The organism is Haloterrigena turkmenica DSM 5511 (assembly GCF_000025325.1).
Classification (GTDB): domain Archaea; phylum Halobacteriota; class Halobacteria; order Halobacteriales; family Natrialbaceae; genus Haloterrigena; species Haloterrigena turkmenica.
Genome location: NC_013743.1, coordinates 2081997 through 2094051 on the forward strand (window position 1 = coordinate 2081997; position 12055 = coordinate 2094051).

At 62.6% G+C, this 12055-nt stretch carries 13 protein-coding genes; 4 read left to right on the plus strand and 9 right to left on the minus strand.

Annotated elements, in window-relative coordinates; genetic code table 11:
• Positions 1 to 57 precede the first annotated feature (57 nt).
• The 5 genes from HTUR_RS09905 to grpE all read right to left on the minus strand — a co-directional run bounded on the left by HTUR_RS09905 (position 58) and on the right by grpE (position 6860).
• The gene (locus tag HTUR_RS09905; RefSeq protein ID WP_049941681.1) at positions 58 to 462 is read right to left on the minus strand and encodes a carboxymuconolactone decarboxylase family protein; all 405 of its coding nucleotides are present in this window, start codon (positions 460 to 462) and stop codon (positions 58 to 60) included.
• Positions 463 to 751: 289 nt separating this feature from the next.
• Complete coding sequence (dnaJ, locus tag HTUR_RS09910) at positions 752 to 1918, minus strand: molecular chaperone DnaJ (protein WP_012943184.1); 1167 nt, start codon at positions 1916 to 1918, stop codon at positions 752 to 754.
• A gap of 651 nt (positions 1919 to 2569) precedes the next feature.
• Positions 2570 to 3364: a halocin C8-like domain-containing protein gene (locus HTUR_RS25535; RefSeq protein ID WP_012943185.1), complete on the minus strand. Its 795-nt coding sequence runs from the start codon at positions 3362 to 3364 to the stop codon at positions 2570 to 2572.
• A 298-nt stretch (positions 3365 to 3662) separates the two neighbouring features.
• A complete protein-coding gene (dnaK, locus tag HTUR_RS09915; protein ID WP_012943186.1) occupies positions 3663 to 5573 on the minus strand; it encodes a molecular chaperone DnaK in 1911 nt (636 codons plus the stop codon).
• 201 nt (positions 5574 to 5774) lie between these two features.
• On the minus strand, positions 5775 to 6860 hold the full coding sequence (gene grpE, locus HTUR_RS09920) for a nucleotide exchange factor GrpE (protein ID WP_012943187.1): 1086 nt from the start codon (positions 6858 to 6860) through the stop codon (positions 5775 to 5777).
• 97 nt (positions 6861 to 6957) lie between these two features.
• Between grpE and HTUR_RS09925 the strand changes: the two genes are divergently transcribed.
• Positions 6958 to 8424, plus strand: coding sequence for a DEAD/DEAH box helicase (locus HTUR_RS09925; RefSeq protein ID WP_012943188.1), 1467 nt, complete (start codon positions 6958 to 6960; stop codon positions 8422 to 8424).
• A gap of 25 nt (positions 8425 to 8449) precedes the next feature.
• On the opposite strand, the gene HTUR_RS27340 is transcribed toward HTUR_RS09925, so the two are convergent.
• From HTUR_RS27340 to HTUR_RS09935, 3 genes are all read right to left on the minus strand, one after another.
• Positions 8450 to 8611, minus strand: a complete 162-nt coding sequence (locus HTUR_RS27340) for a hypothetical protein (RefSeq protein ID WP_187291445.1) — start codon at positions 8609 to 8611, stop codon at positions 8450 to 8452.
• A gap of 183 nt (positions 8612 to 8794) precedes the next feature.
• The gene (locus HTUR_RS09930; protein ID WP_012943190.1) at positions 8795 to 9376 is read right to left on the minus strand and encodes a hypothetical protein; all 582 of its coding nucleotides are present in this window, start codon (positions 9374 to 9376) and stop codon (positions 8795 to 8797) included.
• Complete coding sequence (locus tag HTUR_RS09935; RefSeq protein WP_012943191.1) at positions 9364 to 9684, minus strand: hypothetical protein; 321 nt, start codon at positions 9682 to 9684, stop codon at positions 9364 to 9366. Before HTUR_RS09935 ends, HTUR_RS09930 begins: the two co-directional genes overlap by 13 nt.
• Before the next feature lie 277 nt (positions 9685 to 9961).
• Here HTUR_RS09935 and HTUR_RS09940 point away from each other — a divergent pair, with 277 nt between their 5' ends.
• Together HTUR_RS09940 and HTUR_RS09945 are read left to right on the plus strand one after the other, a co-directional pair.
• Positions 9962 to 10315 (plus strand): four-helix bundle copper-binding protein, encoded by a 354-nt coding sequence (locus HTUR_RS09940; RefSeq protein WP_012943192.1) that lies wholly within the window; start codon positions 9962 to 9964, stop codon positions 10313 to 10315.
• Between the two features lie 72 nt (positions 10316 to 10387).
• Positions 10388 to 10759, plus strand: a complete 372-nt coding sequence (locus HTUR_RS09945) for an SPW repeat domain-containing protein (RefSeq protein ID WP_012943193.1) — start codon at positions 10388 to 10390, stop codon at positions 10757 to 10759.
• An 85-nt stretch (positions 10760 to 10844) separates the two neighbouring features.
• Here the strand turns inward: HTUR_RS09945 and HTUR_RS09950 are convergent, their stop codons facing one another.
• The gene (locus HTUR_RS09950; RefSeq protein WP_012943194.1) at positions 10845 to 11096 is read right to left on the minus strand and encodes a ribbon-helix-helix domain-containing protein; all 252 of its coding nucleotides are present in this window, start codon (positions 11094 to 11096) and stop codon (positions 10845 to 10847) included.
• Positions 11097 to 11418: 322 nt separating this feature from the next.
• On the opposite strand from HTUR_RS09950, the gene HTUR_RS09955 reads away from it, so the two are divergent.
• On the plus strand, positions 11419 to 11976 hold the full coding sequence (locus HTUR_RS09955; protein WP_012943195.1) for a DUF5806 family protein: 558 nt from the start codon (positions 11419 to 11421) through the stop codon (positions 11974 to 11976).
• The last annotated feature ends 79 nt before the right edge of the window (positions 11977 to 12055 follow it).

A 12055-nucleotide genomic window follows, 5' to 3' on the forward strand; every position in this document is an offset into this window, starting at 1 on the left:
CGAGTCGACCGTATCGATGGTGTTCCAAAGAAAGACTGTGACCGGTGTCCCGGTCATTCAGTCGTCGCTCGGCGCCGCGGCCTGCTGATCCCTGACGTGGTCGACGATCTCCTTAGTCTCGGAGACGAACGTCTCATGGTCGATCTCCGCACCGTGTAACACCGTCGAGAAGTATCGCACGCTACTGGCGACCCCGATCGCTTCGGACAGTTCCTCGTCGGTCACCTCCTCGAGTTTCGCCTCCTCCCTGTGGAAGTGCACGCAGTACGGACACTGCATCGCCGACGCCGCGCCGAGGGCGACCAGTGCCTTTTCCCGCCCTTCGAGTTCGGTCTCTTCTAACTCGAGGTCGCGGACGATTCCCCAGCTGTGGTCGGCGGCCGGCTCCGGAAGCGCGTCGATCCAGCTCGGAACGCGTCCGAGGTACTCTTCGATCTCCGCTCGCGTTTCGGTTGTTACCATTTTCTCCCTCCTGTGGATCTCCCGCATCGTTTCGAACTGCCCCGACGCTGCGATACGATACCGGGGATATCCGTCTATACTACGCGCCGCGAGGTGATGAACCCGACACACAAGTATCCGATAGCAGGAGTCAGAGAGTTACGACGAGTCGTGCTGACGAGAAAACCGGTCTCGTCGATGACGCGTTCGGTGGTGGATCGACGAAACTAAGACGGATTCGCCGACGGGTCGGAACGACGCTGTCGCGATGGCGATTCGGAGCGAGGAACTGTCTGTGCGTCGCGTCCGCCTAGAACGCTCGCTTGATCTTCTCGAAGAAGCCTTCGTTGACCTCGATCTCGTCGCCGCCGGCCTCGGCGAACGCCTCGAGGGCCTCGCGCTGTTCCTCGTTTAAGCTCTCGGGGGTAACGACCTGCACCTGCACGTGGAGGTCGCCGTGCCCGCGGCCGCGCAGTCGGGGCATCCCCTCGCCCTCGAGACGGAAGGTCTCGCCGCTCTGGGTTCCCTTCGGAATGTCGAGTTCGACGGCGCCGGAAAGCGTCGGGATTTCGACGGTGTCGCCGAAGGTGGCCTGCGGGAACGAGATGGGGAGCCGGTACTGGAGGTCGTCGCCCTCGCGTTCGAACTCCTCGTGGTCCCGAACCGAGACGTCGATCAGGAGGTCGCCGTGCCGGCCGCCTTCGGGACTCGGCGCGCCCTCGCGCTCCATCCGAAGCGTCTGGCCCTCCTGAATACCGGCGGGGACTTCGACGGTCAACTGGGCCTCGTTGCGGACGTAGCCCTCGCCCCGACACTCGTCGCAGGACTCGGAGTACAGCGTTCCGTCGCCTTCACAGCGCGGACAGGTGGTCGTCTGCTGGACTCGGCCAAGCGGCGTCTGCTGGACCTGCGTCACCTGACCCCGGCCCTGACACTCCGGGCAGGTCTGGGAGTCCGCCTCCGGCGGATGGCCCTCGCCCTCACAGACGTCGCACTCCTCGGGTCGCTCGACGGTGAACTGCTTTTGAACGCCCTCGTAGGCCTCCTCTAAGTCGATCTCGAGTTCGGTTCGCAGGTCCCGACCCTTGCGCGGTCGCCGGCGGCCGCGCCCGCCGCCACCGCCGCCGAAGACCTGCTCGAAGATGTCGCCGAGACCGCCGCCGCCCATGCCGCCACCGCCGCCCATCCCGCCGAACGGGCCGCCGCCCATCCCGCCGGCACCGCCCTCGCTGGCGTCGAAGCCGTGTTTCTCGGCCTGCTCGTAGCGGTCGTGGCCCATGCGGTCGTACGCGCTGCGCTTTTCCTCGTCGGTGAGGACCTTCTTCGCCTTCTGGATCTTCTTGAATTTCTCCTCGGCGTCGGGGTCGTCGCTCACGTCCGGATGATATTCGGTGGCCTTCTGCCGGTAGGCCTGTTTGATCTCCTCGGCGGACGCGTCCTGGTCCACACCGAGTACGTCGTAGAAGTCCTCGCTCATTCGTTGTACACCGATTGTCGATTGAGACACTTGAAACGAACGTTCCCGGAGTATGCGGTCTAGTTCGATCTCTCGGCTCACGATCGACCGTAACAGTACTGGGTTCCACGCATTCCCGTTTCAACTGAGAAAACCGTTTTCTCGTACGATAACGCATGATCGATTTGACCTTGCAAAGTGTGGGAAATAGCTAATAGTTCGGTAAATCATTAGTCGATTGGACTGCGACCGTATCATGTCGCCAGTTGCTATCAAAACACATATCGGTAGTTCTAACAGCCTGACTACCACAAATTGGAGAGCAAAAGAGCACTGGAAATGGGTGGTACGGACATTGCCATATTATATTTTCGAACGAGGTAATAGCTTATCCTTCGATCCAGACATACCATATGACTGCTGCGAAGACACTTGCAAATATAATTGAAGTCCAAATTGCTTCTGCTATAGATAATCCTCTAGAGATATTGGCTATGAATGACACGCAAAAAGTTATAGAAAAATATAATATTGCCTTTCTCAACCTATTAGAATAAAACTCGCCGTTTGATTTCTGATCAGACATCAATGGTGAATTCATAGTGGGTCCGTTAACGACTCCTACACGACGCAGCGCAATTCGGCTTACGGTTGATGAACCGCAAGAGTCGGTTAGCAGAACCCACCTTCTTCACAAAGGTTTTCGTGCTTAAGGCTATCGCTGACAGTACAGTCATTCGGGACTGCAACATGAGCGCAAATCATCGTCGCAGCAACCCCACAGCCGATCCCGAGCAGAGGCGTACCGACGAAACTGACTCCTGCACAGATAAGTCCCGTATTGGCGCTGCATCCAACCCTACACAATTCCTTCATTATCGTTGTACATTGGCCACAGCTAACACCATTCCGACCCGAAGGAGTCACAAGTCCATCACGATCACTAATGGAAGTGATAATCCTACCATTTTCCAATGTGGCTTCAGTAGTTGTCTTCTTTATCTCTCCATTATGTAGTCGAAATTCAGTTATTTCGTATGTCTCTTCGGCTATGGGCTCCGACATCAACGCTTTAGAGTATATGATAGATTCATCTTCAAGAGTGAATGTAAGGTCAGCATCGACCGATGAATCAGAGAACTCTAATGGAAACGAAACTATCGTTCCTGTTCTATCTTCTGCAGTTTTACTATCCGTTATTTCATGGACGGATGGATCGTCTAGAATATCGATTCGACCATGATTGTCGAAGTACTCATCATAGGCCCTATATTCGTTTGATTGGCGAACTCTTGACACGATATTTGTTTTCTTATATTCATTTATTTCTTCTATCTCACCGGTTATATCACCTACGGAACCAGCACCTATACCACTGAATGTGCCTATAGCAACTGAACTTGCTGCAGTGCCTTTCAAAACCTTCCGACGAGTGAGTGGGGAGCTCTTTTCGCTATCTTCTGGCATACAAATATCGATTTCTGGAACAGATATTTAAATTCTCCTAAGTAGTTGAATTATCCGACTACCGGACTTGTCTCCGAGTTCAAAAATCCACTCTGTTCAGTTTCGAAACTCGATGGTCCCGTTCACAACTCGGGTGCTCCTTCGTCATATCTTGCACCGCTCTTCCATCGGGCCGAAGAAAATGACTTCTCGCGTTATCGTCGTCTTCGTCAAATTCGAAAACTCACTGCGTTCGTTTTCGAAACTACGATGGACTCGTTGCACTCGTCCATCGAGCCCAAGAAGACGACTCCTCGCGTTACTCGTCGTCGTCTTCTTGGACGTCTTCGAAGTCGGCGTCGACGAACTCCTCGTCCTCGCCGCCGGCAGCCGCGCCGGCGTCGGGACCGGGGTTCGGACCGCCGCCCATGCTGGCGCCCGCTGCGCCACCGGCCGCACCACCAGCGCCGCCGGCGCCCGCGGCGCCGGCCTCCTGGTAGATCTGCTTGCCGATTTCCTGGAGTTCCTTGCTCAGGTCCTCGGTCGCGGCCTCGATGTCCTCGGCGTCGGCGTCGCCGTCGTCGATCGTCTCCTCGAGATCCTCGATCGCGGCCTCGATGTCGGCGCGGAGATCGTCGTCGACCTCCTCGTCGTTCTCCTCGAGGAGGGTCTCGGCGCGCTGGATCGTCGCCTCGGCGGTGTTGCGAGCCTCGATACGCTCGCGCTTCTGCTTGTCTTCCTCGGCGTGTTTCTCGGCCTCCTCCTGCATCTTCTCGATCTCGGAGTCGGAGAGCCCGGCGCCGCCCTCGATGGTGATCTCCTCGCTCTCGCCGGAGCCCTTGTCCTCGGCGGAGACGTTGACGATCCCGTTCTCGTCGATGGAGAACGTGACCTCGATCTGGGGCGTTCCGGCGGGGGCCGGCGGGATGCCGGTCAGGTGGAACTCGCCGAGCAGTTCGTTCTTCTCGGCCAGTTCGCGCTCACCCTGGAAGACCCGGACCTGCACGGAGGTCTGGTTGTCCGCCGCCGTGGTGAAGATCTTCGACTCCTCGGTCGGGATCGTCGTGTTCTTCTCGATGAGGCGCTCGAAGAGACCGCCCTTGACCTCGATACCGAGCGAGAGGGGCGTGACGTCGAGCAGGACGATGTCGTCGACCTCGCCGCCGAGGACGCCGCCCTGAATCGCCGCGCCCAGCGCGACGGCCTCGTCGGGGTTGACGTTCTTCTGGGGCTCCTTGCCCGTCAGTTCCTCGACCTTCTCCTCGACCTGGGGCATTCGCGTAGAGCCGCCGACGAGGAGGACTTCGTCGATGTCGTCCTTCTCGTAGCCCGCGTCCTCGAGGGCCTGCTCGGTCGGTTCGACGGTGCGGTCGATGAGGTCGCTGGTCAGCGACTCGAACTTGGCGCGAGTGAGCGATTCCTCGAGGTGGATCGGGCCGTCGTCGGTCGCCGTGATGAACGGCAGGTTGATCTCGGTCTCCTTGCGCGAGGAGAGTTCGATCTTGGCCTCCTCGGCGGCGTCCTTGAGCCGCTGGAGAGCCTGTCGGTCGTCACGGAGGTCGATGCCGTGTTCCTCCTCGAACTCCTCGGCGAGCCAGTCGATGATGGCCTCGTCCCAGTCGTCGCCGCCGAGGTCGTTGTCACCGTTGGTCGCGACGACCTCGTAGACGCCGCCGCCGAGATCGAGAATAGAAACGTCGAACGTGCCGCCACCGAGGTCGTAGACGAGAACGGTCTGGTCGGAATCGTCGTCGAGGCCGTAGGCCATCGAGGCGGCCGTCGGCTCGTTGATGATGCGCTCGACCTCGAAGCCGGCGATCTCGCCGGCGTCCTTGGTCGCCTGGCGCTGTCGGTCCGAGAAGTACGCCGGGACCGTGATGACGGCCTTCTCGATCTCGTCGCCCAGATAGTCCTCGGCGTCGCGCTTGATCTTCTGGAGGATCATCGCCGAGATCTGTTCGGGCGTGTACTCCTCGTCCTCGATCTCGACGGTGTAGTCCTCTTCGCCGATGTGGCGCTTGATCGACTGAATCGTCTTCTCGGGGTTCTGAACGGCCTGGTTCTTCGCCGGCTTCCCGACGAGTCGCTCGTCGTCGGTAAAGGCGACGACGGAGGGCGTCGTCCGTTCGCCTTCGGAGTTGACGATGATCTCCGGATCGCCGCCTTCCATCACCGCGAAGGCGCTGTTCGTCGTCCCGAGGTCGATTCCGAGAATTTTGTTGCTCGCCATCGTGGGCGGCTATTGTGCGCACTTTGTTTTAAAGGTTACTAGGGAATATCGTAGGCCGAATAAAATCTCCCGACCGGGACGTAGAAACCACTCTAACGTCCAAAAACGGGGCCTTGTGAATTCGTCACGAAGTCGAAAATCGGTCGATAATCGACGCAAAATCGGCGGGAAAACTGGCAGTTCGCTATCCGGTCGACGACCTCACTCCGAGTCGGCGGTCGCTTCGTCGGACTCGGTTCCGCCGTCCTCGTCTGCGACCTCACCGCCGAGTTCGATCGCACCCTCGCTCTCGTCGTCCGACTCGTCCGATTCGTCCCCGTCGGAACCGGCCGTCGATCCGTCGTCCGCAGCCTCGTCGCTCTCGCCCGTCCCGTCGTCCGCGCCGTCCTCGAGTTCGCCGTTGGAAACGGTCACCTGCGCGTTCTGGATGACCTTGTCGCCCATCTCGTAGCCGGGGGTGTAGACGTCGGCGACGGTCCCTTCGGGCTGGGCGCTGTCGACTTGCATCATGACCTCGTGGCGCTGTGGATCGGTCTCGGTACCGGGGTCGGGGTCGATTTCCGAGACGTTCTCGTCCTCGAGGATGCGGTCGAACTCCCGGAGGGTCATCTCGACGCCCTCGCGGAGGCTGTCGGCGTCGTCGCTGTCCTCCTCGAGGGCGCGTTTCAGGTTGTCCCGGACGCCGAGCAGTCGCTCGACGAGGTCCTCGGTCGCGCGGTCTTTGATCTGCTCCTGGCGCTTCTTGGCCCGCTTCTTGTAGTTCTGGAAGTCGGCCTGTTTGCGCTTCAGCCGGCTCTTCAGGTCCTCGACCTCGTCTTCGGTCTCCTCGAGTCGCTCCTCGCGGGCCTCGAGTTCGTCCTGAAGCTCCTCGATCGTCGCGGCCTGTTCCTCGACGCGTTCGGTCAGGTCCTCGAGTTCCTCGCGCTGGTCGGAGACGGTCCCGTTCAGCTCCCGGGCCTCCTCGACGATCGCGTTGACCTTGTGCGCGAGTTCGTCGTCGTACTCCGTGACGCGATCGAGGAGTTGCTGGACGTCGTCGCTCGTTTCGGGTCGCGACGCCGTCTCGCCGGTCGCGTCCGCGCTCGATTCGTCGCCCGCGTGCTCCTCCGAGCCCTCGCCGGCGGCCGACGAGTTCGACGAGTCGGTCTCCGTCTTCGTCGCGTCGGCGTTGACGGCCGATTCGTCGGCGTCCGTCGTCGATTCGCTGTCGGACGGATCGGCGTCGCCGGAGTGGTCCTCGGACGGGACACCCTGGGCGGGAGCGTCCGTGCCCTCGTCTTCGCTCATGTGGCTGTCAACGAACAGCGGTAATAAAAGGGTTGAGGTACGGTGATCGTCGTCCCGCCCGTCGCCAGTCCGACAGTATTTGGTCGTCCGGCCGCGAGTGGGGACCGTGACGCGGCCCCAGAACGACCGTCCGGAGTCGCCGCCGATCGCGCTCCGGTACGAGGACGGCACCGTCCGGATCGACGGCCTCGAGAGCGACGCGCTCACCGCCGTCCGCGAGGCGGTTCCCGACCTCGCGGCCGATCCGCGCACCGACGGGCGGCGCGTTCCCGCGTTTCGCTACGCCGACCTTCGGGCTGCCCTGGTGGACGCGACAGAAGACACCGACCGAATCGACGACCGAGTGCTGGAACTCGAGTCCCCTCCGAATCTCCACTCAGCGTACGAACTCCGCGAGTACCAACGCGAGGCGCTGTCGGCGTGGCTCGAGACGGACCGCTGGCGCGACGGCCTCGGATCCGGGGCCGATCCGGCCCCGGAACGAGCGCCCGCGGGCGTCCTCGAACTCCCGACGGGCAGCGGCAAGACGGTCATCGCGCTGAAGGCGATCGAGCGGCTCGCCGTGCCGACGCTCGTCGTCGTGCCGACGATCGACCTCCTCGAGCAGTGGCAGCGCGAACTCGAGCGAGAGTTTCGGTGTCCGATCGGACGCTTCGGCGGCGGCGAGCAGCGACTCGAGCCGATCACGGTCTCGACGTACGACTCGGCGTACCTGAAGGCTGACTCGGTCGGCGACCGCTTCGGACTGGTCGTCTTCGACGAGGTCCACCACCTCGGGGGCGAGGGCTACCGCGAGATCGGGCGCCTGCTCGCGGCGCCCGCCCGCCTCGGGCTCACGGCGACGTTCGAACGCCCCGACGGCGCCCACGAGGTGATCGCGGAGATCGTCGGGCCGCTCGTCCACCGCGTCGGGGCCGACGAACTGGCAGGCGACCACCTGGCGAACTACGATATCAAGCGCCTCGCGGTGTCGCTCACCCCCGACGAACGCGAGGCCTACGAGCGTAACCAGGAGGTGTTCACCGACTACCTCGCCCGATCGGGGATCCAGATGCGCAGCGGCTCGGACTACCAGGAACTGGTCAAGCGGTCGGGATCGGATCCGGAGGCCCGGGAGGCCCTGCTCGCTCGCCAGCGCGCACGAGAGATCATGTTCGGCAGCGCGGCCAAACTCGAGGCCCTCGATGAAATCCTCGACGACCACCGCGGCGAGCGGACGATCGTCTTCACGGCCCACAACGACCTCGCGTACGACGTCAGCGAACGATTTCTGATACCGACGATCACCCACCAGACCGGCGCCGCCGAGCGACGGGAGATCTTAGAGCGCTTTCGGGAGGGGACCTACACCCGAATCGCGACCTCGAACGTCTTGGACGAGGGGGTCGACGTCCCCGACGCGTCGGTCGCAGTGGTGCTCTCGGGCAGCGGCAGCGAACGGGAGTTCACCCAGCGACTCGGTCGAATCCTCCGCCCGAAAACCGACGGCGGTCGCGCGCTCCTCTACGAGGTCGTCGCCGAGGACACCGGCGAGGAACGGATCGCGAGACGGCGCCGTGACTGACGGTCAACGAGGACGGTGAACGCGGTTAGTTCGAAACCGAGCGGGGCTGTACTCGTTCGTGGAGGGAGGCGAGATAGCGGGCGACCTCGCGCTGCGTGTGGGAGCCGACGAGGTGCGTCTCGAGCGTCTGGTCCAGTTCGAGCGTTTCCCGACAGAGCGGACACTCGACCGGCGGTTCGTATGGCATTTGCTTACTCTCCGTCGGTTCGAGACAAATCGATGCAGCATGCATACGCTCGTCCCTCATCCGTTTCGGGCGACGCGTCGATGAGACTCGAGCGATACGGCGTCGATCCGTCTTTACCGCTCGGTTTCGGGCGAAACGGCGAGAGTGGGTTCGTACTCAGTCCGTCGTTCGCCACCGGACGGCTCAACCTCGAACTCCGGTTTCGGTATCGGCAGAGGCGGTCGACCGGAGTTGTCCCCGAAGGTACCGCTCGCCGCGCCGCGTCAGCCGATACTTGCCCCGTTCGACCTTTTCGACGAACCCGTGGTCCGCGAGTTCGATCAGGCGCCGGTTCACTTCCTTCCGGCTGAATCCGGTGTTGAAGGCGACGACCGCCGGCGTCAGCACGAGCTCAGTGCCGTGGAGCGCACCGAGGATTTCGTCGTCCATCGGCGTCATCCACCCGGCCGGCCGCCGGACCCGCGACGGTTCGCTCAACAGCACGCGCTCCCACTCCGTCGTTCGCACGTCGTTCGTCACGGGATCGTAGAGACCGTAGACGACCAGCAACGCGGCCGTGCCGTGAACCCAGTGGACCAGCTGCGGCGCCACCAACTCGACGATCGGGCCGCCGATCACGGCCAGCACCAGCCCGGCGACGGTGACGAGCACGAACCGACGGTACGCCGTCACCGACTCCTCGAGCGAGAGGAGGTACAGGAGCTCGAGGGAGACGACGACGCCGATCGCCAGGTTGTAGCCGACGACGGGGGTCAGTCCGTCCACGCGGCCTCACCTCCCGATCGATCGCGTCGGAGCTGCCGGTGTCGGAGTATCAGCAGGCCGATGAAGATCGCGACGATCGTGTTCGCCGCGCTTCGGAGAACGTCCAGGACCGGCGATGCCGGCTCGACGACGAGTAACATCGTGTGGTAAATCGTCAGCGCGACCATCCCGACCGAGAGAAGCGCGATCGCCGTGCCGAAGGGCGAATCCCGGAAGATTCCCCAGGACAGGAGCGCGAACACTCCGGCCCCGGTGCCGGCGATGATCGCGAACGGAATGCCGAGGAGGTGGACGACGGAGTGGGTCACACTGCGGGCTTCAGTTTCGGCGGTCGTTAAGCTGCGGCATGGTATTTCATCGGTGCGACGACCGAGTCGATACCGTCTCTAACGCGGGACGATAGCGGCCAGCAATGGCAGCGATCCTCGACGAGCCTGTCGTCGGATCCGCGGTAATCGTCCATGAACCGCTCCTCACCGATCGGCCATCCCGCGGTTCCCACCGCGGGTATCGATCCTCACCGTTCGGTCGGATCGCCGTGGCCTGTGGATAACAAAGCCGGTCGCCGGCGCTCCTTCAATCGCAATGGCACTGACTCAGATCGACCACGTCAGCGAGAACGAGAAGATGCAGGAGTGCATCGACAACTGCTTCGAAGCCGCGCAGGCCTGCGAGTGGTGTGCCGACGAGTGCGCCGGCGAGGGCGAGGAGATGGCCGAGTGTCTTCGACTCTGTCGCGACGTCGCCGACTTGACGACGATGCACGCGCGGTTCATGGCCCGCAACTCGAATTACAGCGCGGAACTCGCCGAAGCCTGCGCCGGCGCCTGTGAGGAATGCGCTGAGGAGTGTGAACGCCACGACGCCGAGCACTGTCAGGTCTGTGCGGACGCCCTCCGCGAGTGCGCGGAGACCTGCCGAGACATGGCGTCGGCCTGATCGGAGCGGCCACGTGCCCCGAATCGGCGACTACGAGTGAGACTGCCGTTCATCGAGCCACGATCCCGGATCATGGACGCGACAACGAAAGTGACCGCCGGCGGGAACGGGATACTCGGGGGCTGGCTGATCGCGGCCCCGTTCGTCTTCGGGGCACCAGCGGTCAGTCGCTGGAACGACGTTGTCGTCGGCACGGTAGTGCTGCTCGTCGTCGGCTACGACCGCATTGGAACCGACGGCCGAGGTCCCGCGAGCGCGACCGGTGCGAGACTCGTCGCGATCCTCGGGCTCTGGCTCCTCCTCGCCCCGTTCGTCCTCGGCTTCGGGGGGCTGCCCCTGTGGAACGACGTCGCCGCGGGGACCGTCGTGACGAGTTTCGGCAGCTACGACGCGTACGCTTCGGCCGCCGGCCACGAGCGGTCCGTTCGCGGCACCGCCGAATAGTGCCCGCCGAAGCGATAGCGAACCGAACGCCGACCATGCCGACCATGACCGCATTCTCGCGGTCGGATTGCGGCTCTGGAACCGACTATTCCGAGGCGGAACCGTCCCGACTCTCGTCGTCGGGCTCGAGCCTTCGGTGTCGCTCGAGGAGCTGTCGGACGCCGGCCCGGAGGGCTTCGCTCCGGGAGTGGTAGACGCCGTCGTCGACGAGCGACTCGAGGGCCGCGAGCTGCTCGTCCGTGGCACGGAAGGTGACACGGTCGAGCGTTGGACCGTCCTCGAGTCGAGAGTGAGTGGGCTCGGCGACGATATCGTCGGGCGACGAGCTACGCGACACTATCGGTCACCTCATTGGGGTCGCGACCGACTCGCGAGTCGGCTGTTCGTTCGTCACCCGTCGCTGCGTGTCCCATGCTCGTTTTCGTGGGGACCATACGCTGGGGAGGGGATCGCCAGTAAAAAGGACTCGCGTACCGAAGTGAAAGTGAAACTGAAGGGTTCGGAGCGAGCTGACGTGGAACGTCGGTTTTCAGTCACCGCGAACCACCGGTCGATCGCCGTCGATCCGTCGGGTCGGACCGTGTGATTTCGGTGTCCGGCGGACAGCGTTATGCCCGTCGGACCCCTGTACGTGACGCGGGCAACCGCAGAAACCAACCATGCCCGAAGATACGCATTCATCCGCCACGAGTAGTGCAACTGACACCGATCGATTCGAACGACTCGAGGGCGCCGACTACGACCGCGTCACCGAGTTCCTTCGCGACCGCGTCGCCTTCACGGCCCGCGAGTGGGCGGTCGCTCGCCTCTGTGCCGACTTTCGAACCGGGACGGGCGTCGAGATGACGACTATCGGGGAACACCTTCCCGACCTCGTCCCCTTCATGGACGACCAGTACACGCGTCAGGCCGTCTACCAATCTCGGCGATCCTTCGAGGACAAGGTTCGTGAAGCGGGCGCGACGTTCCTCTACGGCGCCTACGCCGACTTCTTCACGGCCGACGAGGTCGACGATATCGTCTACGAAGCGACGGAGGTCGCGCGGTTTCTGATCGAAGTCGAAGGAGCTTCCCTCTCACCGACCGGCGAATCGGACGCGGAAGAACGGATTAAAGCGGCGATGGAAGCCGTCCACCGCTCGAGTCGCGACCTTCGATACGACCGCTGTCCGAACTGCGGCGAGCGACTCGGGGAGGACGCGATCGAATCGGAGTGAAATGATAGAATCGAGGTTCACGAGACCGTTACCGAGGTCAGTACTGCTCCCGACTGATAGGACGATGCTCCGAGCGAAA